General features: G+C 28.0%; 23 protein-coding genes and 1 pseudogene. 4 read left to right on the plus strand and 20 right to left on the minus strand.

Annotated elements, in window-relative coordinates; translation table 11 throughout:
* Positions 1-30 precede the first annotated feature (30 nt).
* The 4 genes from ACZ5TJ_RS10180 to ACZ5TJ_RS10195 are packed head-to-tail and all read right to left on the minus strand — an operon-like array spanning position 31 to position 3,684.
* Positions 31-411 (minus strand): RidA family protein, encoded by a 381-nt coding sequence (locus ACZ5TJ_RS10180; protein WP_338596525.1) that lies wholly within the window; start codon positions 409-411, stop codon positions 31-33.
* The gene (locus ACZ5TJ_RS10185) at positions 408-1,604 is read right to left on the minus strand and encodes a MalY/PatB family protein (RefSeq protein ID WP_464199372.1); all 1,197 of its coding nucleotides are present in this window, start codon (positions 1,602-1,604) and stop codon (positions 408-410) included. Before ACZ5TJ_RS10185 ends, ACZ5TJ_RS10180 begins: the two co-directional genes overlap by 4 nt.
* Before the next feature lie 2 nt (positions 1,605-1,606).
* Entirely contained in the window at positions 1,607-2,359 is a 753-nt protein-coding gene (locus tag ACZ5TJ_RS10190; RefSeq protein WP_055207092.1) for a MurR/RpiR family transcriptional regulator, read from the minus strand.
* 29 nt (positions 2,360-2,388) lie between these two features.
* Complete coding sequence (locus ACZ5TJ_RS10195) at positions 2,389-3,684, minus strand: PTS sugar transporter subunit IIC (RefSeq protein WP_464199376.1); 1,296 nt, start codon at positions 3,682-3,684, stop codon at positions 2,389-2,391.
* Positions 3,685-4,180: 496 nt separating this feature from the next.
* Between ACZ5TJ_RS10195 and ACZ5TJ_RS10200 the strand changes: the two genes are divergently transcribed.
* Positions 4,181-5,359: a M20 metallopeptidase family protein gene (locus ACZ5TJ_RS10200; RefSeq protein WP_464199378.1), complete on the plus strand. Its 1,179-nt coding sequence runs from the start codon at positions 4,181-4,183 to the stop codon at positions 5,357-5,359.
* A gap of 322 nt (positions 5,360-5,681) precedes the next feature.
* Here the strand turns inward: ACZ5TJ_RS10200 and ACZ5TJ_RS10205 are convergent, their stop codons facing one another.
* The gene (locus ACZ5TJ_RS10205) at positions 5,682-7,439 is read right to left on the minus strand and encodes a 1-deoxy-D-xylulose-5-phosphate synthase (protein WP_464199379.1); all 1,758 of its coding nucleotides are present in this window, start codon (positions 7,437-7,439) and stop codon (positions 5,682-5,684) included.
* Positions 7,440-7,618: 179 nt separating this feature from the next.
* Between ACZ5TJ_RS10205 and ACZ5TJ_RS10210 the strand changes: the two genes are divergently transcribed.
* Complete coding sequence (locus ACZ5TJ_RS10210) at positions 7,619-8,023, plus strand: MerR family transcriptional regulator (protein ID WP_464199381.1); 405 nt, start codon at positions 7,619-7,621, stop codon at positions 8,021-8,023.
* Here ACZ5TJ_RS10210 and ACZ5TJ_RS10215 read toward each other — a convergent pair whose 3' ends face one another.
* The 4 genes and pseudogenes from ACZ5TJ_RS10215 to ACZ5TJ_RS10230 all read right to left on the minus strand — a co-directional run.
* A complete protein-coding gene (locus ACZ5TJ_RS10215; RefSeq protein WP_464199383.1) occupies positions 8,024-8,500 on the minus strand; it encodes a GNAT family N-acetyltransferase in 477 nt (158 codons plus the stop codon).
* Positions 8,501-8,545: 45 nt separating this feature from the next.
* Positions 8,546-8,773, minus strand: coding sequence for a GNAT family N-acetyltransferase (locus ACZ5TJ_RS10220; RefSeq protein ID WP_464199385.1), 228 nt, complete (start codon positions 8,771-8,773; stop codon positions 8,546-8,548).
* Entirely contained in the window at positions 8,770-9,066 is a 297-nt protein-coding gene (locus tag ACZ5TJ_RS10225) for a DUF3189 family protein (RefSeq protein WP_464199387.1), read from the minus strand. Before ACZ5TJ_RS10225 ends, ACZ5TJ_RS10220 begins: the two co-directional genes overlap by 4 nt.
* 145 nt (positions 9,067-9,211) lie before the next feature.
* Positions 9,212-9,538: pseudogene (locus tag ACZ5TJ_RS10230) on the minus strand (GNAT family N-acetyltransferase); the annotation flags it as partial.
* A gap of 163 nt (positions 9,539-9,701) precedes the next feature.
* Here ACZ5TJ_RS10230 and ACZ5TJ_RS10235 point away from each other — a divergent pair.
* Positions 9,702-9,839, plus strand: coding sequence for a hypothetical protein (locus tag ACZ5TJ_RS10235; RefSeq protein WP_464199389.1), 138 nt, complete (start codon positions 9,702-9,704; stop codon positions 9,837-9,839).
* A gap of 153 nt (positions 9,840-9,992) precedes the next feature.
* On the opposite strand, the gene ACZ5TJ_RS10240 is transcribed toward ACZ5TJ_RS10235, so the two are convergent.
* From ACZ5TJ_RS10240 to ACZ5TJ_RS10285, 10 genes are all read right to left on the minus strand, one after another.
* On the minus strand, positions 9,993-10,349 hold the full coding sequence (locus tag ACZ5TJ_RS10240; RefSeq protein WP_464199391.1) for a hypothetical protein: 357 nt from the start codon (positions 10,347-10,349) through the stop codon (positions 9,993-9,995).
* 521 nt (positions 10,350-10,870) lie between these two features.
* Positions 10,871-11,563, minus strand: a complete 693-nt coding sequence (locus ACZ5TJ_RS10245) for a DUF1287 domain-containing protein (RefSeq protein ID WP_464199393.1) — start codon at positions 11,561-11,563, stop codon at positions 10,871-10,873.
* 224 nt (positions 11,564-11,787) lie between these two features.
* Positions 11,788-12,708, minus strand: coding sequence for a lipoate--protein ligase (locus tag ACZ5TJ_RS10250; RefSeq protein WP_464199395.1), 921 nt, complete (start codon positions 12,706-12,708; stop codon positions 11,788-11,790).
* The gene (gene lpdA / locus ACZ5TJ_RS10255; protein WP_464199397.1) at positions 12,701-14,395 is read right to left on the minus strand and encodes a dihydrolipoyl dehydrogenase; all 1,695 of its coding nucleotides are present in this window, start codon (positions 14,393-14,395) and stop codon (positions 12,701-12,703) included. The genes ACZ5TJ_RS10250 and lpdA overlap by 8 nt, the downstream gene beginning before the upstream one ends.
* A 168-nt stretch (positions 14,396-14,563) precedes the next feature.
* Positions 14,564-14,917: a carboxymuconolactone decarboxylase family protein gene (locus tag ACZ5TJ_RS10260; protein WP_039314663.1), complete on the minus strand. Its 354-nt coding sequence runs from the start codon at positions 14,915-14,917 to the stop codon at positions 14,564-14,566.
* Positions 14,918-15,046: 129 nt separating this feature from the next.
* Positions 15,047-15,469, minus strand: a complete 423-nt coding sequence (locus ACZ5TJ_RS10265) for a MarR family winged helix-turn-helix transcriptional regulator (protein ID WP_039314660.1) — start codon at positions 15,467-15,469, stop codon at positions 15,047-15,049.
* Between the two features lie 186 nt (positions 15,470-15,655).
* Positions 15,656-16,102, minus strand: coding sequence for a GNAT family N-acetyltransferase (locus ACZ5TJ_RS10270; protein WP_464199402.1), 447 nt, complete (start codon positions 16,100-16,102; stop codon positions 15,656-15,658).
* 258 nt (positions 16,103-16,360) lie between these two features.
* Positions 16,361-18,223, minus strand: coding sequence for a beta-glucoside-specific PTS transporter subunit IIABC (locus tag ACZ5TJ_RS10275; protein ID WP_464199404.1), 1,863 nt, complete (start codon positions 18,221-18,223; stop codon positions 16,361-16,363).
* Positions 18,224-18,372: 149 nt separating this feature from the next.
* Positions 18,373-19,203: a BglG family transcription antiterminator LicT gene (licT, locus tag ACZ5TJ_RS10280; RefSeq protein WP_054200080.1), complete on the minus strand. Its 831-nt coding sequence runs from the start codon at positions 19,201-19,203 to the stop codon at positions 18,373-18,375.
* Between the two features lie 322 nt (positions 19,204-19,525).
* Positions 19,526-20,959, minus strand: coding sequence for a 6-phospho-beta-glucosidase (locus ACZ5TJ_RS10285; RefSeq protein ID WP_079286549.1), 1,434 nt, complete (start codon positions 20,957-20,959; stop codon positions 19,526-19,528).
* A gap of 431 nt (positions 20,960-21,390) precedes the next feature.
* Between ACZ5TJ_RS10285 and ACZ5TJ_RS10290 the strand changes: the two genes are divergently transcribed.
* Positions 21,391-22,083, plus strand: a complete 693-nt coding sequence (locus tag ACZ5TJ_RS10290; RefSeq protein WP_464199408.1) for a YjjG family noncanonical pyrimidine nucleotidase — start codon at positions 21,391-21,393, stop codon at positions 22,081-22,083.
* Positions 22,084-22,536: 453 nt separating this feature from the next.
* Here ACZ5TJ_RS10290 and ACZ5TJ_RS10295 read toward each other — a convergent pair whose 3' ends face one another.
* Positions 22,537-25,017 carry a tetratricopeptide repeat protein gene (locus ACZ5TJ_RS10295; protein ID WP_464199410.1) on the minus strand — a complete coding sequence of 827 codons (2,481 nt, stop codon included), beginning with the start codon at positions 25,015-25,017 and terminating at the stop codon, positions 22,537-22,539.
* Positions 25,018-25,021 lie beyond the last annotated feature (4 nt).

A 25,021-nucleotide genomic window follows, 5' to 3' on the forward strand; every position in this document is an offset into this window, starting at 1 on the left:
GTTATTTATGCTGAATGTGATTATTTTTTTCTATTCTATCACTGCTATAACTTCTATTTCAACTACAGCATCCATAGGTAACTTAGCTACTTGAACACAGCTTCTTGCTGGTGGGTTAGTCCCAAAATACTCACTATAAACTTCATTAAGTTCTGCAAATTGACCTAAATCCTTAACAAATACTGTAGACTTAACTACCTTATCCATAGTAGTACCAGCTTCCTCTAATATGGCCTTAACATTTTCTAAACTTTGCTTAGTAGCCTCTTTTATTTCTGTAACTAACTCCTTAGTTTCTGGATTAATTGGTAGTTGTCCTGATGTATATACTAAATTTCCTATTTTATTTGCATGTGAATATGGTCCTATTGCTGCTGGAGCATTTACTGTATTAATTAATTCTTTTTTCATTTTAATCTCTCCTGTCTATCTTTACTATTATAACTATTATAAAAATCCACTAACCTTAACATTGCTTCTCTTAATATCTCTTTACTTGTGGCTATGTTTATTCTTAAAAAACCTTCATAATTTTCAATAAATCTACTACCTGTTTCTAACAGAACCTTTTTATTATTAGCTAACTCAATAACAAAATCATCAATATTGCTTATATAAGGCAACTTAACCCATAACAAATATCCTGCTTCAGGCTCTATAATTTCTATATTTGTATTATTAATTATATCCATTACTAAATTCATGTTTTCATTAAGATTTATTTTTAAGGCTTTTACCCACTCATATCCATTTTCGTAGCATATAGTTGAAAAATCACATCCTATTCTATTTACATGCATTTTTCTTTTATTAAATTCATTTTCAAGAGACTCTCTTAGCATTTTATTGCTGCATAAAAATATTGATATATTTAATCCAGCAATATTAAATGTTTTGTTTGGTGAAGATATTACAATTATGTCTTTTTGATTATCTAAATACCTAGCTAATGATACAAAGTTATTATCTTTTAAAGTAAGATCCCCATGTACTTCATCAGATATAATTGTAATATTATTCTTATTACAAAGACCTATTAATCTTTCCAATTCATCCTTACTCCAACACCTACCAGACGGATTGTGCGGATTACATAGTATTATTCCTCTAACATCCTTTAATTGACTTTCTAGTTTTTCAAAATCAATATAATATCTATTATTTTTAATAAATAACTTATGACATACTAACGTCATATTATTATTTTTAATTGCATCTTTAAAAGGTCCGTATACTGGAGTAAATATAAGTATCTTATCATTTTTATCAAAAATATTTTCTACAATTAAATTCATAGATGTTAATGCTCCTATTGAAGGAACTATCCACTCTCTTTTAATATCACACTTGTACTGTTCCTTATACCATTTTTCAATACTATTGTAGAAGGAATCTTTCACATCAAAATATCCAAAATCCCCAGACATAATATTATCTAAAACTGGTCTTATTATTTCATCTGGTAATTTAAAGTCCATATCTGCAATAAATAATGGATATATTTCTTCTGTGTCTTCTAGTTTAAATCTTTTTTTAATATATTCTTCACTCCATTTTTTAGACCCATTATTTTTTCTATCTAATATGTCCTCAAAATTATACATATCTATCTCCTATCTATATGCTTCTCAACAAACCTTTTAATTATATAATCCATTGCTATATGAAAGTTTAATCTAGTATCTATATTGCTATCCAAATCATGGGTAAATGCAGTATATACTACGTACTTACATAAACTTTCGAAGGTTGAATTTCTTGTTTCAGTTATTAAAACTACATCCACTCCTCTCATATTAGTTTCTACTAATACTTCAAGTAATTCACCAGTTTCTCCGCTTCTTGATAACATAAATACTAAATCAGTGTCTTTATTTAATATCTTACTTGATAATCTCATAAATCTTGAATCATCGTGTTGCTCTACTGGAATCCCTAAAAGCTGTAATTTTATCTGAAACATTTTTCCTAAATAATTACTCATTCCCATTCCATATATAGTTATCTTTTTACATTCACTCATTTTATCTACTATAGATTCTATATCTGCCTGTTTTACTAGCTTATATGTATCTATCATTGCCTCGATAAAATGTGTATCATTTTGTTCAACACTGACTTCTTCTTTGTCTGACTTCTTAAAATAATCATCCTTAAATTGTATAAAACTCTTATATCCTAATTTCTTCGAAAGGCGATGCACACTAGTACTACTTATCGAGAATTTTTTTGAAATATTTGCTATTGTAAATGTTCCATATGTAAATAGTTGTTTATTTTCCAATAGCAATTTTAATAATTCTTTCTCTAATTTACTTAAATACTTTGTATTTTCTGATATTCTTCTATGTAATTTCATGTGCATTCCCTCCATATATTCTTTATAGATTATACAGTTTCTTCTTCTGCTCTATATTGTTTATCTAATGCTACTATAAATGGATAGTATATTACAACTGCTGCTATTATTGCAACTACTTGAACTACAGCTCCTTGCCATCCACTTACTAAGAATCCACTAAATATCGGTGGCGTTGGCCAAGGTGCTACAACTCCATTAAAAGGTTTCATGAATCCTATTAATATTGAGCCATATGCAATTAATACTGATACAATTGGTGCTAATGTTAATGGAATCAACATTAACGGATTTAAAATTACTGGTAATCCAAATACTATTGGTTCATTTATATTAAATAAAGCTGGAACTGTACTTAACTTACTCATCATCTTCATTCTTTGTGACTTAGCCACTATTATCATAGATATAACTAATCCTATAGTCATTCCTGCTCCACCTATTGTAGCGAATTGGTCAATCATTTGTATTGTTCCTATATTAGCATTGTCTAATGTTAATATACCTTGCTTGTACATTTCTAAGTTTTCAACTGAATTTGCATTTAAAAGTGGGTTAACAATTGAGTTAACAACTGTTGGATGTATACCAAACCACCATAAGAATCCGTTTAATCCAGCAACCACTGTTATAGCTAAAGGTGATGCTGTTAAACCTTGTAGCGGAATTTGTAATATTTCGTATATAAATTCGTGCATTGATTTATCCATTGATAAGAATATACCATTTACTAATAAAGCAAATCCAACTACAACTACACCTGGTATTAATGATGAAAATGATCTTGAAACCATTGGTGGAACATTTTCAGGTAATTTAATAACCATATTTTTTCTTACTATAAATCTATAAATTTCAGTAGATGTAATACTCATTATAAGTGCAGTTATTACCCCTTTTGTACCTAACCAAGCCATTGGAATTACTTTATTTAAAACTTCCCCAGACTCAGCAGTAACAAACTTAGGTGTTACGATTATATATGCTACTATTGCAATTACCATTACTGGTAAAGGATCTTCCATCTCAGAAGCTTCTGCAAGCTTATATGCTACTGTACCAGCTAGCATTAATCCCATAATATCGAATGTTGCTCTATATGCTGGTGAAAGGAAACTATCCCACCCCTCTCCAAATATATTTGCCATGAACTCTGGATACCCTGGTATAGGAAAATCAGTAATTAATAAAAATACTGATGCTATTATTGTTAATGGCATTACTACCATAAATCCAGCTTTTAAAGCTCTCATATATCTCATTGAGGCAAACTTTGAAACTACTGGAACCATTTTTTCTTCAATAAATTTTGATAACGTATTCATTTAATAAACCCCCTCGTTTAACGTTTACAATTATTATTATATGTACTTTTTACCAAAATTCAATTCCCATTACCGGAAAATATTCCAACTAGTTTGTTTAATCTTTCTTTTCGTTAACCTTAATTCCTCCTTAATTTTATTAGTTCTATTACATTTCTAGCTCAGCCTTAAACAAAAAAAAGATAACTTTACAACTTTTTAAAGCAGTAAAAGGTAGCTTAAAAGGTTATAAGAGATTAAAAGTTGTAGAAGTTAAATCACAAAGGGGTGAGCAAATTACCATTAAAATATAATAGAAAGAATATACATTAAAAAGGTTGCTCAAAATGAACAACCTTTTTTTATCTAAGTATTTCTTATTTTTCTATTGTTTTGCAATATTTAGATTTAATTATATCTGGATAGTTTTTGACAATATAAACGTTTTTACTATATTATATTTCATAAGATATATTATTTTATGAACTTTAAGTATTTTAACGAAAGGGTAGATCATATGAATTATTGGGAAAGAGCAAAAGAACTAAAAGATGAGATAATCTCATTTAGACGAAATTTACACTCAAACGCAGAAGTAGGAATGAATCTTCCTTATACTACTGAACTTGTTATGAAAAAACTGAAAAGCTTTGGTTATGAACCAAAACAAATCATAAATAGTGGCGTAGTTGCAACTATTGGAAACGGTCAGGGTCCTTGTATACTACTTAGAGCTGACATGGATGCACTTCCCATGACAGAAGAAAGTGGTCTTAGCTTTTGTAGCAAAAATCCAGGTTCTGCTCATACCTGTGGACATGATTTGCATACTTCTATGCTTCTAGGTGCAGCAAAAATGCTAAAGGAAAATGAAGAAAATATTAATGGTACTATTAAGCTTATGTTTCAACCTGGAGAAGAAACTTTCCAAGGTGCAAAAGCTATGATAGATGCAGGAATTTTAGAAAATCCTCACGTTGACAGAGCATTATCATTTCATGTTGGTGCAGGAAAAGCTCCAGTAGGAATTTGCGCATATAACGACAAAGATGCTGCTATGTTTTCTTCTACAGGATTTAAAATCAATATCAAAGGTAAAGGCTCTCACGGTGCAACTCCTCACGAATCCATTGATTCACTAAACATAGCAGTTCACATTTATTTGGCGCTTCAAGAGTTAATCGCAAGAGAAACTAATCCGTCAACTCCAGCACTTCTTACAATTGGCCATCTTTCAGGTGGCTCTACAAGTAATATAATTCCTGAAACTACTATGATGCAGGGAACTATGAGAACCATATCAAAAGAAACAGATGAGTATTTAAAAAATAGAATTGTAGAAGTAGCAAAAGGTGTCGCTGCTACATTTAGAGGAGAAGCTACCATCTCTTGGCTTCCATCAGTTCCACCACTGATATGCGATCCTGAGTTTACAAGAGAAATGCTTGGTTATATGAAAGAGCTTGATATTCCAGCTTTTATGCCAGTTGGAGATACTACAGCCAGTGCTTCTGAAGACTTTGCTATTGTATTAAGTCATGTACCTGGAACATATATGTTCTTATCAGCCGGATTTACAGACAAAGAAAGCTACACTGCTCATAATCCAAAAGTATTATTTAATGAAGATGTACTTCAAGAGGGATCTGCTTTCTTTGCTCATTGTGCAACTAGATACTTGGAAAATGCAAACTAGATAAATATTAGCTACACAAGATAGCATTAATTTTATAATAAAAATTAGTGTTAATATTACAAAATAAATATAATATGTTTTAAACAATATAGCTATTAAAAAAGCCTTAGTCAATTAAAATTGTTGACTAAGGCTATAAATCTTATTGGTACTACAGTTTTTCGTATCACTTATACGTTAGAATTCTTATATATTCTTAATAAACTTAGATGAAACCCCTGCGTATACAATACTCCTAAAAATTTATTTTCACGTATTATTGTTTATTAGATTTTTAAAATCGTATTTTCTTTTTAATACTAGAAGCTTAACTATGATGAAATTATTTAATACATTTTGCTATATCATCTAATATTAAATCTTCTTTTAAATGATAGCGTTCATATAATTCATCTAATGATATGCTGTCAGTAAACTCCTTATTGCTTCCAAAGTTTAATACTTTCATATCTGATGCTCCATAGAAATGTGTAATTTTTTCACCAAAGCCTCCATCAAGCATTCCATCCTCTAATGTGATAACAAGCTCATGATTATCTTTTAGAGATTCTAATAATTCTTTATCAATTCCAGTAATAAAGCGTGGATTTATTACCGTTGCATCTATTCCCATCTTTTCTTTTAATGCTTTCTTTACATTTCTACCAAGTTCTAAAAAACTTCCTAAGGCTATAATTGAAACTTTATTTCCTTCTTCTTCAACTTTATACTTATTTAAAATTGAATAATCACTTGTATCCTTAATACCTGTAGATATTAACTTTCCACTTGGAACTCTTATTGCAACTGGATGATCATTCTGTTCTACTGACCAGTTAAGCATTGCTAAATATTCCTCTTTACTAGTTGGAGCTAAATATACCATGTTTGGAATATTACTTATTAATGGAATATCAAATGTACCAAGATGTGTAGCATCTCCACCTGAAATTCCTCCTCCAAATACAAGTATAGTTGCTGAATTATTATTTAAACATAAATCCTGTGATAACTGATCATAAGTACGTTGAATGAATGAACTCATAATACCAATTATAGGTTTTCCACCATTAGCTGCAATTCCTGATGCAAATGCCACTGCATGTTCTTCTGCAATTCCCACATCAGTATAATGAATGCCAGCATTTTCCCTAAACTCAGGTGTAAAGCCTGTTACTCCAGGAGTTGCAGGAGAAATAGCAATAACAGTTCTATCTTCTTTATACTTTTCTTCTATATAATCTGCAGTTATTGTTGCATAATTTTCTCCAGACATATTAGAGTTACATGTTCCATCCACTTCTCCAGGAAGAATCCAGTGCCAGTGTTCCTTATTTTCTTCTGCTACCTTAAGTCCTTTTCCTTTTGTTGTATTCATATGAATAACAACTGGATGTTTAACATCTTTAACTTTTCTGAACGTTTCAACAAGACTTTCTATATTATTTCCATCTTCTACGAAATAATAATCAAATCCTATTGCCTTAAAAAAGTTTAGTTCTGCCTTTCCTTTTGTTTCTCTTAATAAAGCAAGATTCCCATAAAGTCCACCATGGTTATCTGCAATTGACATTCCATTATCATTAACAATGATAATAATATTGCTATTTAAAACTGCTGCATTGTTAAGTCCTTCATAAGCTTCACCGCCACTTAATGAACCATCACCAATTACAGCAATAATATTTTCATTATCCCCCTTAAGATCTCTTCCTTTTGCAAGACCTGTTGCTAAACTTACTGAAGTTGATGTATGACCTACAGTAAAGTAATCATGTTCACTTTCTTCAGGATTTGTATATCCTGATATTGTATAATATTTTTCAGGATTCATAAAAGCTTCTTTTCTACCAGTAAGAATTTTATGAGTATAACTTTGGTGAGAAACATCAAACACTATTTTGTCTATTGGTGAATTAAAAACATAATGCATCGCAATTGTCGCTTCTACCATCCCTAAATTTGGTCCCATATGACCACCAGTTGCATTGACTTTCTTAATCAAAAAATTTCTAATCTCTTCTGCTAAAATATTTAATTTATTTAATGAAACTTTCTTTAAATCTGCTGGTGAATTTACTTCATTTAAAATACTTTCCATAATCTTTCTCTCCTTTACCTTACACTTTCAATAATCTAAAAGATTACTGTATATAAATATTTGCTTGCAAAAAAAGTATAACCCTAAAGTTAACTTTAGAGTCAATACTCCTTGACAAAAAATTTTTAAAATATTATTTTATAGAAAAAGAATTATTAAATGAAAATGAGAGGTAAATTATGAAATTCTCTATAAGTGAAGTTGCTAAAAAAATGAATCTTTCTGTTTCTACAATAAGATATTATGATAAGGAAGGACTTCTTCCATTTATCGAAAGAACGGACTCAGGATATCGTATTTTTTCAGAATCTGATGTGAAAATGCTTGAAATTATTGAATGTTTAAAGCATACAGGTATGTCTATAAAAGATATAAAAGCCTTTAGTAACTGGGTTAAAGATGGTGATTATTCATTAGAACAAAGATATGAAATGTTTCTTGAAAGAAAAAAAGTAGTAGAAGCACAAATTCAAGAGCTTCAAAAGTCTCTAGATTTAATAAATCATAAATGTTGGTATTATAAAACTGCTCTTGAAGCTGGTACTGAAAATATTCATAAAAATAAATCATGTCATGATTATTAATTATGATGGATTAAATATTAAAGTTTTTTCCATAATAAAATTCTTTAATATTTGTCCTTTTCTTTCAATAACTTGTTCTTTTACTACTTTGTAGCCTTGTTTTTCAAAGAAAGGTTTTGCAGTTATAGAGGAATGAGTTGTTATGTTTTTGATCCTATTTTCTTGTGCATATTTCTCTATTTCGTTTATAATTCTAGTTGCTACATAAGCTCCTTGATAATCTTTATGAACATATAATCTATCAAAATATCCATTGATATCTAAATCTCCAAATCCAATAATACCACTATTATCTTCAATTACAATAGTATAATGTTCTGAAAGAGACTCATCCCATTTAGAAATATTAATATCTTTAGGAGCCCAAGCATCAAGTTGTGCTTCATTATAATCTTTTGCATTAACTGAATGAACTGTATTATAAAACAATTCAACAATTTCTTTACAATCTTCTGATCGATACATTCTTACATTCATTTTAAATACCTCTAATATTTCTCAATTTATATATTGTCAAACATATTAAAAAGTTAAACGCATATCATACCAAACAGCTCCACCATGTGTTGATTCTGATACTCCTTCATTCTTAAAACCAAATTTCGAGTAATAATGTATAAGTTTTTCTTTACAAGTAAGTACTAGTCCCTTTCTTCCTTGCGCCTTAGCATCAGAAATAACCTTATTAATTATTTTTTCTGCACAACCTTGTCTACGATATTCTGGAATAGTATTTACGCCAAAAATCATTTACCTCTTTTTGAAATCATTTTCTGAAGCAGAGCTTCATCTACAGGAAAACATCTTGATTCAACATCAGTAATTGCTTTTAAATCTTCAATAGTTGCCATTCTTATATCCATATATATTAACTCCTTTTTAAAGTATGATTGTTTTGCTTCCTTTACAAGTAAAGGTACTCCTATAAAATCAAATTTTAACCCCCTAGAAAATAATCCACCAAAAGTAATTGATAATGGAACTGTTGGTGATGTATTTGAAAATATAATTTTCTCATTTAATATATTTTGTTTATGAAGCATAGAAGCTAAATTATTAAAAGCACCTACTTTCTTAGTCTTTAATTTCTTTTAATAATTGTAGTATATGCATTAAATGTTTGAATCAAGCAAATTTTGAATAAATTTCATCCATAATTCTTTATATATAAAGCCAAACTAAAATTTATCAGTTTGTTTGAAATGAAAGAACTTGTTCATCATCTTCCAACTGGTAAACAATAGGTTTAAAAGTTTCTGTTGATTTACGCCAGAAATTAACTGCAGACTTATTCTTCAAACTAAATTTCAGTTCCCATTTACCTGGATATTGTGAATACGCTAAGGCAATTGCCTCTTGTTCAATACCTTTTTTTCTGTACATTGGAAATATGGAAAATTCAGCGATCACATAATCAGGCTTTTGATTAATATAAGAATGATTATTTAACATCATAAAACCAACAATCTTGCTATCATATATTATAAACAATGCTTTTCTTGTTGGCTCAACAAAATAGTTATCAAAATATCTATTTTAATCAAATTAATCCCCCTTAATAGAATGATTTGTTTCTCTCTTTCTGAAGAGTTTTACTACATAATTCATTGTAAGTTGTTTGAATTTATTTGTAAATATGTTAAATTATACTTATAATCTAAAATTTAAGGAGATATCAGTGAAAAATATAGTAAAATATTTTACTGAAGGAACTTGTGAATGGCAAAAAACTGTAAAAACATGCTTATTACTGGGCTTATTTATTGGTTTAATTGTCGGTGCTATTCTATTACATCAAATTTTATCCTTAGAATAATTATTTGCATTTAAGATTATTCTACAATAGAAGATAGACTTATTTTTATATAAACAAGTCTATCTTCTATAAAAATCCTTACTCCTACATCAATTATTCCTATTTTACTATAAAATCAACTCTTTTGTTAATTTCTTATTATCAGTATTATACCTAATATATATAATACGGGAAGAAAGAAAATGGTGGCATAATATAAGGATACTGTAATAATGCTATTGCTGCTAGTCTATTTAATGGCAAAGATCTACGTCTAAATCGTCTAAATCTTCTTCCTGGATGTCCAAAACCAACCGGTTGGCGTTGATAATCAGATTTACTTTCGTCTTCTTGATCCATTACATCTTCACCAACTAACACACTAACATTGTTTGAATCTACGCTCTCAATAATTCCATCCATTGTGCTTCCATCAGTCATGGTTAATATAACATGATAGTCTATGCATGCTTTACAGTCATTATGTAATGACTGTGAATCTCTGTAATAATTATTTTCTTCTAAAGCCATTCTTTAACTACCTCCTTTCCATTCCTATAATATTCATTTATATAAAAATTTGTACCACTCTAATTAATGCTAATTCCTCTAAAATTTCTACTTCAAACTTAATACTTTTGTCCATGATAAAACCCTAAAGTAAAAACTTGATCCTAGTTGTCAAAACATATACTAATATAGAGTTTTTGTAATATAAATAAAAGTTCCTCAATTGTATTAAAATTTACTATTGAGAAACTCTATATTCTGTTCATTATCTCATATATTTAATTATCCAATTCATAAAAACCTCATTTATAAAACCAAGTTCTCCGCCATCTTCTAAAAGACACATCAATTTAAAGTAAAATTAATGTGTCTTATCTCTACTCCATTATATTGAATTTATTTGCTAAATTAGAATTTAAACATATTTTCTATAAACTTTAAGATGAACATTCTATGGATAAATCCTTAATCTAATCTTATAATCATGGAAAATTTACATCCCGACTTTTTAAGCTTTCTTTTGTCCTTTATTATAACCCTATCTAGTACTTCCATCTATAATGATATAACTTATAATCACTAAACCAGCTTACTTTTCCTTTTTTTATACTTGGTCTAGAATTGTGAACCACAAAGGGCACCCCATCACTATCTCTCTCGGAAGTTACCATGCCAACATGTTGGTAAGGCTCAAGAAATAAAATTATGTCTCCAGGCTGCCACTGTTTTAAATTATCAACATTCTCTGGTATTACTTCACTAGTTAATTTCTCACAATATTTATCAAAAAACACCATTAAATTAGGTACTCTTCTAAAGTCAATATGAGGATCTGCCTTGTTCTCTATTCTCCAATAATCATTAATATTATTTTTAATATCCTTATCTATTAAGTCCTTTAAGTTTATATCTATTGATGATAAAGCCCTCCATATAACGTCAGTACAAACTCCCTCATCCTCTGGTGGATATCCTCCTACATAATATGCATCTATATATTTTGTTTTTGAATTTAGTTGTTCCTCTAAATTATTTGAGATATCAATTGGATCTGGAACTCCATTATTATTTCTATCAGCTCTTGAATATTCCTCTGGAACCTCTACCTTCTTTACAGGTGATTCAATCTTCTCTACAACCTCTGGCTTAAACTTTGAAAGAATTAAAACAGTTGCTATAGCTACTACAATTAAGGTTATTATTGTAATTATAACTTTCTTTTTTATATTTCTCATAAATTCACATAAAACTCCTTATATACTCACATTTTTACTATAACTTTTTAAATTCTATAAAACTTATTTATATTCCTTCTTTTCTATAAAGTGAACTTTTTAATTGTTCCAGTATTCTTTATATACTCTGTCATCTTCTCTATCAAAATTTATCGAAAATAAACAATAAAAGGACAACTCAATTGTCCTTTTATTATTACCATAATATCTGTTTTAATAAGCTTCTAATTTAAATTTTCTCTTATTATATTTAAAATATTTTCTTTTAAAAAGATTTGTCCAATTAACTTTTCTTCTACATCTTTAAAATTTATATTTTTTAATGTATCTGAATGTATATTTCCTTTTTTCACTATTCCATTTTCTATATTTAAATTAACTTGAATATTTCCTATAGGTAATTTTTCTTCTAATATAACATCATATTTAGGACTCTCTCCAAAATTCCATAATGGTTTTTTATATTTTTCATAAAACTTAGGAGTTTTAAAATTAGCATTATAAACATCTTTCTCTAATATTTTTCCATATACCTTCTCAAAGGCTTTTTCTAAAGATATCTTTAAACTTTCAATTGTAATATCATTGTTTAATTCATTTAGATTAACTACTCTGCTCTTTACAGATTTTATTCCCTTTGACTTAAGTTTTAATTTAGAAGGGTTAAGAACCTCTCCTAATATACTAACATTTACATTAACCATTAATGTTCCATGATGAAAATAGTTCCCATCTTCATTGTAAAAAGCATGACCTGAAAATTTTCTTCCATTTACTAAAAGGTCATTTCTTCCTGAAAACTCAACATTTAATCCGAAACCTTCTACTGCTAGTTTTAAAACCTTCATTTGCTTTTCTAAATCTAAGTTTTCTTCCTTTGTGATAAATGTAAAGTTTAGATTAGCTAAATCATGAAATACTGCTCCACCACCTGAAATTCTTCTAGCTAAAAATATATTATTTTCATTCATATAATCTATATTACATTCTAAATATGGATTTTGATTTCTACCTATAACTACAGTTTTATCATTTTGCCAAAGATATAATATATTTTCGTCATTTTCTACAGTTCTTAAAAGTTCTTCTTCTAATGCTAAATTATAATATGGATTAGTTTCTTCTGATATAACAAGTCTATTCATGATAATGTAGAGCTCCAATTGAAAGTCCAAGTGCTGCTTCATGGATTACTTCACCAGTTGTTGGATGAGCAAATATTGTATCTGCTATATCCTTATCTTTAATATTATTTTTTATTATCACTGTTAATGTACTTATGAGTGAAGATGCATCAGCACCTATTAGTGAAGCTCCTACTATCTTATCATTGTCAATATCCTTAATTATCTTTATAAAGCCTCTACTTTCTCCCATTGTAAGCGCTTTTCCATTAGCTGAAAATGGGAATTTGCTTACCTTTATGTTAATTTTCTTTTCTATACATTCCCTTTCAGTTAGTCCAACTGAAGCAATTTCTGGTGCTGTGAATATTACATTAGGAACACAATCATATTTCATTTCCTTATCTTCTGACAATATATTATCCACAGCAATAATTCCTTGATGAGATGCAACATGTGCAAGTTGCATTTTGTTATTAACATCGCCTACTGCATAAATACCTGGAACATTAGTTTTTAAGGTATTATCTACCTTTATACCCTTTCCTCTCTCATTTAATTCTATACCAGTTTTTTCAATATTTAGTCCATCCATATTTGGTTCTCTTCCAATTGCAACTAAAACATTTTCAGAAATTAAATACTTTTCTTTTCCTTCATTTTCAAAAAATACAATGGCATCACCATTTTCTGATTGTTCAATTTTAGTAACCTTTGAAGATGTGTATATATTTATTCCATTAAGCCTTGCTATATTTTTAATTTCTTCTGATATATCATCATCAACCATTGTAAGAAGTCTATCCATATATTCAACTACATTTACCTTTACTCCAAAATTTGAGTATATAAAAGCAAACTCCATTCCAATAACTCCTCCACCGATTATTGTAATAGATTCTGGTAAATTTTTATTATCTAATGCAGATTTACTATTTAACACAAATGGTAAATCTATACCTTTAATATTTATTTTAGAAATTTTAGAACCTGTAGCAACAATAATATTTTTAGCTTCTATTTTATATTCATCTTTTCCTCTTTTAGCAACAATTATTTTATCATCTAAAAATGATGCATCGCCTTTAATTACTCTTACATTATTTTTACTTAATAAATAATCAATTCCTGAAACTAGATTTTCCCTAATTTTATCTTTTCTATCTATAACCTTATTCATATTAACTTTTATATTTTCTATTTCAAAACCAAATTCTTCTCCTAAAAGTGTATCTTTGTATACCTCAGAAGATTTTACTAAAGCTTTTGTTGGAATACAACCTACATTTAAGCATGTTCCTCCAAGCTTTTCTCTTTCTACTAATACTGTATTTAAACCTTTTTTTGCTGCATATAGAGCTGCAACATATCCTCCAGGTCCTCCACCAATAACTAAAAGATCAGCTTTTACATCTTCTTTCTTTCCTTTTAGCATATTTCCAAAATAATCAACTTTAGGTTTATTATTTGTTTTAATTTCTCCGCTTACTATAAATAGTACATCTCCAACCTTTGCCTCGTCTCCTTCTGAAACTTTTATTTCCTCTATTTTAAAATTACCTTTTGCCTTAAAAGGACTATTTCCCTTATTAGTTTCAAGTTGAAGTAATATGTCATTAGTTTTAACCTCATCTCCTACCTGTACATTTATTTTACCAATTTTTGATGTTTTACTATGTCCACTTATAGTCTCTAATTTTATCTCCATATTTATTCCCCTATCTTCACTAATTTATATTTTTAATATTTACAATGAAAAAAGGTTACTTTAAAAGTTATTTAAATTTCAATTTTTTAAAACCCCCTAAAAATCTTAAAAAATTCAATTATATATAACAGTTAGAGCAACCTATTAACAAACTAAATAAATTTATTTTTATTTGAAATCCTTTTCAAATTCATCAAGTGAATCCTTTAATAAAGTAACAGAATATGCCATAGTTGGGCCACCACCAAAGGCAACAGATACCATTGCTGATTCTAATATTTCTTCTCTAGTTGCTCCTGCTTCTAATGCTTTATATGTGTGGAATACTATACAATATTCACATCTGTTATAAACAGCTATAGCAACACTTATTAATTCTTTTGTCTTAGTACTTATAGCACCCTCTGCATAGCTTGTACCTAGAAGATTCATAAAAGCATTAACACTTTCACCATTTGTTTCTCCTAAATCATTTAATCCATTCATAAAATCACTTAACATTGCTCTTACATCTTTTTTCATATTAAAGACCTCCTATAAAGAATATTTCAAACTAAATACTTGTAATATTAATTATTGTATAGTTAATAATTAGTATAGCAAGTATTGTTTAATATAAAAATACCACTATTAGGTGGTATTGTCAACTTATTAACAAATATTTTGTATCATTTTTTCTAAGACATTTTTAAAATTATTTAATTCCTCAGCTGAAATTCCTTTTGTAGCATCATCTTGAAATTCCTGACCTAACGGTAATACTTTTTCTCTAAGTTCTTTTCCTTTAGGTGTTAAAAATATACTTGTAATTCTTCTATCATTAGCCTGTTTCTTTCTTATAACTAAATCTTCCTTTTCCATACGATCAATTAATCTAACCATTGATGATTCTTTTACATTCATAAGATCTGAAAGCTCTTTTTGAAAAATACCATCTGATTTTCCTATATAAAATAAGGCTATCCATTGAACTCTTGTCATACCATATTGTTGTGCTCTTTTATTAAATTCATCTGCTAACTTTTTTGCTCCCTTATTTGTTATAAAACCAATGCAATCATCTATATTAAACATAGCCTCATCTCCTTTTAATAATTATTACAATATTAACTATTATATTGCTAAACTTAATTAAATTCAACATTACTTCTATCTACCACTGTATATGTAGCTGCCCGAAAATTTGTACAATATGATGGCTTACCTCTTATACAACTTTCGCATTCTCCGCAACTTGCATAAGAGGTAATTTAACTATTATTATTTTAATTTCATATGCAGTATAGGGAATGGATTGCCTTGTTCATCAAACTCAGATTTTTTAAAGACTTGAAATCCCATATGTTCATAAAATCCTACTGCTTGTGGGTTTTGTTCATTTACATCTACATAATTTACATTTAAAACTTCTATTGCATGCTCTACAAGTTTTTTGCCAATTCCTTTTCCTCTACTCTCATTGCTTACAAATAACATTTCAATTTTAAAATCATGTATTCCCATAAAAGCTTTTATCATATCTTTTTCATCTCTTACGCATAAAAGTTTGCTAACATATTTAACCCCTTCTATAACTTGAGGCTTTATTGATATTATATCATCTTCACTTAAAAAGTTATGTGTTGCTCTTACTGATGATTCCCATGTATCTAATATTTCATTTATATCCTTATTGCTAATGTTATTTAAACTTTCTATTTTTATCATTTAACAAATCCTCCTAAGTACATACATCACTTAATATTATACATTAAATACGATTTAAAAATGAAGCATTATATGATTTAAAAAAAATCTGAAAAAGAAACATAAAAAAAATGCAATACTTAAGTTTAACATTTATATCTCCCTTCTAAACATAAAAAACTCTTACCTATATCCTTAATACAAGTAAGAGCTTTTTTTATTATAATATATATCTAAGATTTCATTTAATCTTTTATTTTTATGAATAATTTTTATAAACTATATTACTACTGTTAATAAATCTTCTTTAAAATCTATTTGTTTTTTATCGATTTCTACAACATCTAAATAATTATCTGAGTTTGTTATGATTACTGGTGTGATTAAAGAATATCCTTCTTTTTCAATTGCTTTAATATCAAACTCTACTAAAGTCTGTCCTTTTTTAATTGTGTCTCCTTGTTTAGCTTTTAATATGAAGTGTTTTCCTTCTAATTTTACAGTATCCATACCAACATGTATTAATATTTCTGCTCCATTATTAGTTGTAATTCCCATAGCGTGTCCTGTTGGGAATAGTGTTGTAAGTATTCCATCTGCTGGAGCTACAACTTTCCCCTCTGTTGGCATTATTGCTATACCTTTACCTAATGCACCACAAGCAAATGCTTCATCTTCAACATTTTTTAGCTCTGTTAAATTTCCTTTTAATGGGCTTGAAATGACTTCTTGTTTAACTAATATATTTTCACTATTTTGTGAACCATCTGTATTAGAATTATCATCTTCCATATCCTTTGGATCTAATTTTACAAATAGCATTGCTAAAAATCCTAAAATTAAACCTGCTGCCATTGCTATAATAACTCCATAAAATCCCTTGTCAAGTCCATTTGATCCTATAAAATTCGGTAAAACAAATATTCCCATACCACCTGGCATATATTTTTTAGATTCACAGAAACCAAGGATACCTCCTGTAACTGCACCTATTATACAGCTTACTATAAATGGTTTTTTTCTTGGTAATGTAATACCATAAATTGCTGGTTCAGTAACACCAAAGACTCCTGAAATGATTGATGGAACACATAATGATTTTAATTTCTTATTTTTTGCTTTTAATGCTATTGCTAAAACTACACCTGTTTGTGCAAAACATATTGCAACTGAAGTAGCTACAATTGGGTCGTATCCTAAAACTGAGAAATTGTTCATTGCTATTGGAACTAATCCCCAATGTAAACCAAACATAACAAATACTTGATAGAATCCACCGATAAATAAACCTGCTATAGTTGAGTTTAAATTATAAATTGTTAATGTTATATTTCCTAATATTTCACTAGCATATGATGCTACTGGTCCTATAACTAAAAAAGTAACAGGAACTACTACTACTAAAGTTAACATTGGAACAATAAAAGTTTTAACAATATCCGGAATAATTTTCTTAAATAATTTTTCAACATAAGATGCAAATAAAATTGAAAGTATAACTGGAATAACAGTTGAAGCATAACCACCTGAAGGCATTATAACTGGAATACCAAAGAATTCAATTGTCTTACCTGCAATGCCTGTTATTGTAGGATGAACAAGACATGCACCTATTGCCATAGCTACAAATTGATTTACATTAAACTTCTTAGCTGCTGTAAGTCCTAAGAATATTGGGAAGAAATAAAATAAGCTGTCTCCAATTGTTTGTAGTATAGTGTAAGCACCACTTTCAGGACTTAACCATCCCAAAGCGACAAACATTGATAAAAACCCTTTAATCATACCAGTTGCAGCTAATACTCCAAGTATTGGTTGAAAAACTCCTGATATAATATCAATTAATTTATCAAAAGTCTTCATCTTTTCTGAAGAATTATTTCCTGAATCTTCAGAAAGTCCTGCAACTGCAACTACATCTGCATAAACATCTGGAACATGATTTCCTATAACTACTTGATACTGTCCACCACTTTGAACAACTGTAACTACACCATCCATATTTTTCAATACATCTGTGTTGGCCTTTTTTTCATCTTTTAACTTAAAACGTAATCTAGTTATACAATGAGTTAAACCGCTAACGTTTTCTTTGCCTCCAACATTTTTAATTATTTCTTTTGCAAGATTTTCGTATTTCATAAGCAATCGCTCCCTTTAAATTAATCATAATCTTATATATAAAAAGGCAAGACCTAAAGTTTAATAATACTTAAATTACTTTTGTATTTTTAAACCTATGGTCTTGCCTGATTTAACAGTAACAATCCTAAATATTTAATTTTTCTATATTATCTATTTACAATACGCTTAATATGAAGTGTCAAATAAAGCTGTTCTTCATAACTTAACTCCACATTTAAATATTTTTCTATCTTAAGCATACATTTATAAGCATCTTTATATTTTTCCTTTACTTGTTGTAAAAGAAATTCTTCATTTTCATTTCTATACTGTGTTTTATTGCTAAGTCTTTTAAAGAAAAATCTTAAATGAGTAATAAACCTTTCATAGTTTAAAGAGTGTTCATCTAATTCAATATCATATGTATATTTCACAATATTTAGTATATCTTGAATCTTTTTAGTCATACTATAAGCAATATCAGTTTTATCGCTTTTCCCATTAATCTGAGCTGTTATCAAGTGAAGTGCAATATTTCCGGCTTCTTCTTCATTAACCTTTTTACCAAGTTCACTTTCAATAAACTCTAAAGCCTTTAATCCAATATTATATTCTTTAGGATAAAACTTTTTTATTTCCCAAATCAATATATTTGGTCTTTCTATTCCTTCATCAAATAATTTTAATGTATAACTTATATGATCAGTTAATGTTACATAAATATAATCATTAAGTTCACAGTTTAACATGTTCTTAGCATATTCCACAATATCATAGCACAATGAAATTTGTTCTGTAGGTATATGTTCTAAAATCATTTTAAACTTTTCTAAAGTATCTTTTTCCTTTAAAATAAAAGTTTTTTCTATTAGTGATTCGTCTACTTCATCGCCAACTTTTTTTCTAAATGCAAGTCCACATCCAATGATAACAGAATCTCGTCCATTGTCTTCTTTAACCATAACTGCATTGTTGTTAAAAATTTTACCTATCTTCAATGCACATCACCTCATACTCCATTCTCTACTTGACTACATTTAAAAATAAAAAAACCTCAATTAAATAAAAGAAATAAATATTATATTTCTTCTACTTAATTAAGGTATAGCCTGATCGAATCAGTAACAATCCTAATTTAATGTAATCGTTTATTTTCGATTTTATTTTACTTTTTTTATGGTAACTTGTCAATACTTTTTTATAACTTTATATGCTTTCATCAAAAAACTTCCAAAGCTCGCTTTTGTTTTGCGTGACTATAGTTTATTCTTAATTTTTGAATCAGCTTTTAAAATATAATAGAATTTAATATTAAGTCAGTTATAGTTCTTCTCCATTAGTTTTTATTACATTTTTGTACCATTCAAATGATTTTTTCTTCTTTCTGTCTAATGTACCTTCTCCAGCATTATCCTTATCTACATAAATAAAACCATATCTCTTTTCCATTTCACCAGTACTTGCACTTACAAGATCAATACATCCCCAAGGAGTATATCCAATTAAGTCTACTCCATCTTTAACGGCTTCCTTCATTTGAATTATATGATCCTTTAAATATTCAATACGATAATCATCATTAATTGAGCCATCTTCTTCAACTTTATCAAAAGCACCAAGACCATTTTCAACTACCATAAGAGGTAAATTATATCTTCCATACAATTTATTTAAAACATATCTTAATCCTTTAGGATCAATCTGCCATCCCCAATCACTTGCTTTAAGATATGGGTTTTTAATTCCACTAACTAAATTTCCTGAAACTTTGTCTTTGCTACCCTCTGCTGATTCACAGTTACTCATATAATAACTGAATGTATAATAATCTACTGTTCCTTCTTTTAAAATCTTCTTATCTTCTTCAGTTATATCTAAAACAATATTATTTTCTTCAAAATATCTCTTAGCAAAGAAAGGATATTCACCTCTAACATGTACATCTCCACAAAGATCATTTGCCAATTGATCCATCTTCTGTGTAAGTAATATATCATCTGGATTACATGTATAAGGATATTTTGTCATATAAGCAATCATACATCCTATTTTAAAATCTTTATTAATACTATGACCAAGCTTTACTGCTTTTGCACTTGCTACAAATTGATGGTGGAGTGCTTGAAAACGAATCTGCTTGTTATCATTTGGGTGTAAAAAGTCTTCTGTGCCTTCATTTAAAATACCAAGACTAAGATATCCTCCTACTGGCTTTGTACCACAATTAATTTCATTAAATGTAAGCCAGTATTTAACTTTATCCTTATATCTGTTAAATATTACGTTGCAGTAGTTAACAAAAAAATCTATTACATCTCTTGAAGCCCATCCATTATATTTTTTAGTTAAATTAAAAGGCATTTCATAATGTGAAATAGTAACTAATGGCTCTATATTATATTTTTTTAATTCATCAAAAACATCATCATAAAACTTTAATCCTGCTTCATTAGGTTCCTTATCATCACCATTAGGGAATATACGTGTCCATGCTATAGACATTCTAAATACCTTAAAGCCCATTTCTGCAAATAGCCTAATATCATCTTTATATCTGTGATAAAAATCAATACCTTCATGACTTGGATAATTTAATCCATCAATAGTTTCTCTAGTAATTTTACGTGGAATAGTGTGAGTTCCTGCTGTCAGCATATCACTTGTACTTATACCTTTTCCATCTAAATTCCATCCACCTTCAAATTGATTAGCAGCTGTAGCACCGCCCCATAAAAAATCTTTACTGAACCCCATAGAATGTTCCTCCTTAATTTAGATAATTTAAATATACCTAGATTTACAAATTAAAATTATTTATTTAAAAATAAAAGACCCATCTGTAGAGATATAAGCAATTGCACAAAATGCAATTCTTATAAACTCATACAAATAGGTCTAGCTTGTCTTTTAACAATAACCATCCAATTGTTATATTCATATAATAAAACATTTCAAACATTCTGTCAACGGTTTCACTTATTTATCTTTTATACTTTTTTCTTATTTTTAAAAGAACTAAATAAGACCTTTTACTACATACACGTTTCATCTACCCACACCCCTAACATAATGTAATATTCATTATAGCTTCTATTATTTTTTGCTATGTTATGTTAAAATTTGTATCAAATACTCCTACTCTAACTAACACTTATTTAATTTATATAAAACTTGGAGGATATATTATGAAATATGAAGTTATATTATTTGATGCAGATGAAACATTATATGATTTTAAAAAATCTGAAAAAGAAGCATTAAAAAACACAATGTTTAAGTTTAACATAAACTATGATGAAAGTTATCATTTGAAAATTTATCAAGAAATAAATACAGTTCTATGGAAAGAGTTTGAACAAGGGCTTATTACACAAGAAAATTTAAAAGTAGAAAGATTTAAAAGATTATCAGATAGATTAGGTGTAAGTTTTGATGAAACTAACTTTGCAAAATTATATATGGAGCATTTATCCGATGCATCATTTTTATATGATGATAGTATGGATCTTATAGAAACTCTAAGCAAGTCTTACAGACTTGCCATAGTAACTAATGGCCTTACTTTAGTTCAAGATAAAAGAATCAGAAAATCTACTATAGCAAAATTTTTTGATACTATAGTAATATCTGAAGAAATATTAATATCAAAACCAAATCCTGAGATTTTTGAACACACTTTAAAAAATCTAAATTTCTTTGATAAAAGCAAAGTTTTAATAGTAGGAGATAGTTTAAGTTCTGATATACAAGGTGGGATAAACTTTGGTATAGATACCTGTTGGTACAACCCTAACAAGATTATAAATAAAACTTCAATAAAACCTACCTATGAGATTTCTAATTTTGATGAACTTAAGTCTTTGCTGCTTAATTTATAAAAATATTTATAGATACTATTAAAAAAGGTATAGAATTAAGTCTAACTCTATACCTTTTTAATATTGGATAAACTGCTTTCCCTTACTTGTGATACGTTTCTCCGTATCAGTACTAAGTTGGGTTTTATAATTATTAATATATATTCCCCTCTACACTATCGATCCTCTAACATTATAATTTCATTTATTTTTTCAAATAATGGTTTAAATCCTGAAAAATCAATTATTTTATACGAATCTTGTCCACATTTCCTTTTTTCACACAACATATATTTTTATCTTGTATATGCACTTCAGTTGTATTAAAAATAATGGTTCTTTTTTACTTTTAAATAAGCCACTTAAAATATATGGGAATTATTCCTTAGCCTAATGATTTATCTAGCACTCTTAAAGTAGTAGCTTTAAAGAATTCAAATATTTAATAATACTCTTATTATCAGTTCTTTATCATCAATAATTTTGCATATTAATTTTTACTTTATATTTTTCACATAAATCAACAACCATTTTTATATAAATTTCTTTTGCTTTTTTATATTCTTTTTCTAATAAATATCTATACCCTACAGAAATATAGTCATCATACATTTTAAAATAAACTTGCTTACTATCCTGTTCCTCATCAATTTTATTAAGTATTTCTGGTGCTATTCTATAGTATTCTCTTATTAATTGTTTTCCATCATTTTCATTTATTAAGTATGTATCTCTATACTTTTTAAATGCAACTAATTCTTCACATTCATCAGGTTTTCCTAATACTAAACATGTAGCTGTTGTTAAAAAACATCCACCACTTGATCCTGTAGGAGTTGATGTTCTTGTTGTTGAATAATCTACACCACTTCTATATACATCTCTCTTTATTTCATTTGACTCTATCCAGCCACATACTTTTTCATATTCAACACTTGCTCTAACATGCCCTTTATTAGCTGCCTTACTAAACAAATTTTTTGTATGCTGTAAATCTTGAGAAAGCTTATCTCCATATTGATAGATTCTACCTGCTAAATATAACCCATCAGCCGTATTAGATTTTTCTAGTAATTCACTTGCTCTAATATAATTTTTTTCATAATATAATATAGTTCCTAGACGTTCATATATAATGCCATCCTTATATCCTTCATTTAAAAGATATTGATATAATATTTTACAAATTTCTGCTGATTCATCACTTAATCTATTTCCATTTCTATTGTACTCTATGTCTGCTAATTCAAAAATAGCATCAGCATTTTTATATATTGCTGCAATTTTTAAGTTTGTCATTCCTTTTGCATATTGATTTTTTTCTATACAAATCATTCCATATTTATAGTTTGCAGATGGTATAAGCCTATTAGCTAATCTTTCTAAAACATTTAATGGAATTTCTTCATCTTCTACTATTTTTTCTCCTGCTTTAACATTTCCCTTTTCCACAGCCTTTTCATAATACCTAAACTCATTTAAGTTATTTCTCTTGCACCAGTCTCCTAACTTTTCCAAGCTATTTCCATCTAACATATCTATATTAATACATTTTAATACTTCTCTAAACTCATTTACAGTTAAATTAATCTCAGTACAATACATAACTTTTAATTTATTGACTATATCAAGTTTTTCTTTTTCAACCATTAACTTCTCAATTGAGCTTATGCTCACTTTTTTTCTATTCTTAGCACAACTATATAATTCAAAAAGATATGTATATTCACAATTTTTCTTTTCTAAAATATCAATATATTTTTTTGCCTTAGCTACTTGTCTACTTTCAATTAAACTCACTATTAAATTAGCCATTCTATTTCTAATATCAAAATTTATATCTCTATAATTTAAATCGCATTCTTCAACTTTAATTTGAGCTTTTTCAAGAATCTCTTTTTCAAATAGTTCAATCTTTAATATTACTTGTTTTTTAGCATTTTCATATAAATTTATCTCTTTATTAACTATCTCTAATTTTTTACAATTATTATTTCTTACTGCATTTAAAATCTCATCCGTCTCTTCATCTTCTATACTTAACATGTCTTTAGCCATTTTCTCAATATTCTTCTTTAAAGACTTCCTACGTTCAGTCATATCTATAGTAATTTCATTTAAAATCAAATAGAATTTATTTAAAACATCAAGATTATTAATTTTAAAATTATTCTCTAAAATAAAATTCATTAACCCACTTTCACTAATAATAGAAACTTCTTTAAGGTTTTCAATTTCTTCTTTTGCAACTACTATATTCTCCTCTTTTGAAAAAACAGTAATTTTTTTTAAACTTCTCTTTAAAAATGTTATGTTGTCTAAATATTTTTTTTTATCATCTCTTATTACTAAAAAGCTATTAACCTTTCCTAATAAATGTTTATAATACTCTTTATATTTTAAAGCATAAGCAGGAAAATAGATAAAAACAGTATCCTTTACATCTAGTTTTGTTGGAGTACTAAAAGCAGATAAAAAAGCTTTTATATCTATTTTCTTTTTATATAATTCCCTATTTACTTTTATAAATTCTTTTTCATCTAATTCTACATAATTTTCTATTAAGTTAACTATCTTTATATTATTTTCATCTTCATCATTATAAATAATATTAGGAATACATGTATTATTCATATATATTTTCTTTGACTCATTTGAAGAAATTGCTCTCATAACTATTTCATTTGCTTCTCCAACTGCACCTACTATTCCTACAATATTTTTTCCTATAAGCTCTGGAAACTGCATTAAGACTTTTGTTTCTTCAATACTATTATCTATTCCCCTTAGAATTTTTGATTTATTAGAGTAATCTATTTCGTTAACTATTCCTATAAGCTTCTTTCTTACCTCTGAAAAGACCTCTTTGTATACCTCTATATATTCACTTTTAATATAGTTCTTTTCTGATAATATATTAGCTAATAATTCTATTGTTTCTTCTGCTGTTTTCATTACT

The organism is Clostridium budayi (assembly GCF_055396605.1).

What these genes read in the sequence shown, in the direction of transcription:
- ACZ5TJ_RS10180 (WP_338596525.1), bottom strand. Translation starts at nt 411, where the DNA reads ATGAAAAAAGAATTAATTAATACAGTAAATGCTCCAGCAGCAATAGGA.
- ACZ5TJ_RS10185 (WP_464199372.1), bottom strand. Translation starts at nt 1,604, where the DNA reads ATGTATAATTTTGAGGACATATTAGATAGAAAAAATAATGGGTCTAAA.
- ACZ5TJ_RS10190 (WP_055207092.1), bottom strand. Translation starts at nt 2,359, where the DNA reads ATGAAATTACATAGAAGAATATCAGAAAATACAAAGTATTTAAGTAAA.
- ACZ5TJ_RS10195 (WP_464199376.1), bottom strand. Translation starts at nt 3,684, where the DNA reads ATGAATACGTTATCAAAATTTATTGAAGAAAAAATGGTTCCAGTAGTT.
- ACZ5TJ_RS10200 (WP_464199378.1), top strand. Translation starts at nt 4,181, where the DNA reads ATGAATTATTGGGAAAGAGCAAAAGAACTAAAAGATGAGATAATCTCA.
- ACZ5TJ_RS10205 (WP_464199379.1), bottom strand. Translation starts at nt 7,439, where the DNA reads ATGGAAAGTATTTTAAATGAAGTAAATTCACCAGCAGATTTAAAGAAA.
- ACZ5TJ_RS10210 (WP_464199381.1), top strand. Translation starts at nt 7,619, where the DNA reads ATGAAATTCTCTATAAGTGAAGTTGCTAAAAAAATGAATCTTTCTGTT.
- ACZ5TJ_RS10215 (WP_464199383.1), bottom strand. Translation starts at nt 8,500, where the DNA reads ATGAATGTAAGAATGTATCGATCAGAAGATTGTAAAGAAATTGTTGAA.
- ACZ5TJ_RS10220 (WP_464199385.1), bottom strand. Translation starts at nt 8,773, where the DNA reads ATGATTTTTGGCGTAAATACTATTCCAGAATATCGTAGACAAGGTTGT.
- ACZ5TJ_RS10225 (WP_464199387.1), bottom strand. Translation starts at nt 9,066, where the DNA reads ATGCTTCATAAACAAAATATATTAAATGAGAAAATTATATTTTCAAAT.
- ACZ5TJ_RS10240 (WP_464199391.1), bottom strand. Translation starts at nt 10,349, where the DNA reads ATGGCTTTAGAAGAAAATAATTATTACAGAGATTCACAGTCATTACAT.
- ACZ5TJ_RS10245 (WP_464199393.1), bottom strand. Translation starts at nt 11,563, where the DNA reads ATGAGAAATATAAAAAAGAAAGTTATAATTACAATAATAACCTTAATT.
- ACZ5TJ_RS10250 (WP_464199395.1), bottom strand. Translation starts at nt 12,708, where the DNA reads ATGAATAGACTTGTTATATCAGAAGAAACTAATCCATATTATAATTTA.
- lpdA (WP_464199397.1), bottom strand. Translation starts at nt 14,395, where the DNA reads ATGGAGATAAAATTAGAGACTATAAGTGGACATAGTAAAACATCAAAA.
- ACZ5TJ_RS10260 (WP_039314663.1), bottom strand. Translation starts at nt 14,917, where the DNA reads ATGAAAAAAGATGTAAGAGCAATGTTAAGTGATTTTATGAATGGATTA.
- ACZ5TJ_RS10265 (WP_039314660.1), bottom strand. Translation starts at nt 15,469, where the DNA reads ATGTTTAATATAGATGATTGCATTGGTTTTATAACAAATAAGGGAGCA.
- ACZ5TJ_RS10270 (WP_464199402.1), bottom strand. Translation starts at nt 16,102, where the DNA reads ATGATAAAAATAGAAAGTTTAAATAACATTAGCAATAAGGATATAAAT.
- ACZ5TJ_RS10275 (WP_464199404.1), bottom strand. Translation starts at nt 18,223, where the DNA reads ATGAAATACGAAAATCTTGCAAAAGAAATAATTAAAAATGTTGGAGGC.
- ACZ5TJ_RS10285 (WP_079286549.1), bottom strand. Translation starts at nt 20,959, where the DNA reads ATGGGGTTCAGTAAAGATTTTTTATGGGGCGGTGCTACAGCTGCTAAT.
- ACZ5TJ_RS10290 (WP_464199408.1), top strand. Translation starts at nt 21,391, where the DNA reads ATGAAATATGAAGTTATATTATTTGATGCAGATGAAACATTATATGAT.
- ACZ5TJ_RS10295 (WP_464199410.1), bottom strand. Translation starts at nt 25,017, where the DNA reads ATGAAAACAGCAGAAGAAACAATAGAATTATTAGCTAATATATTATCA.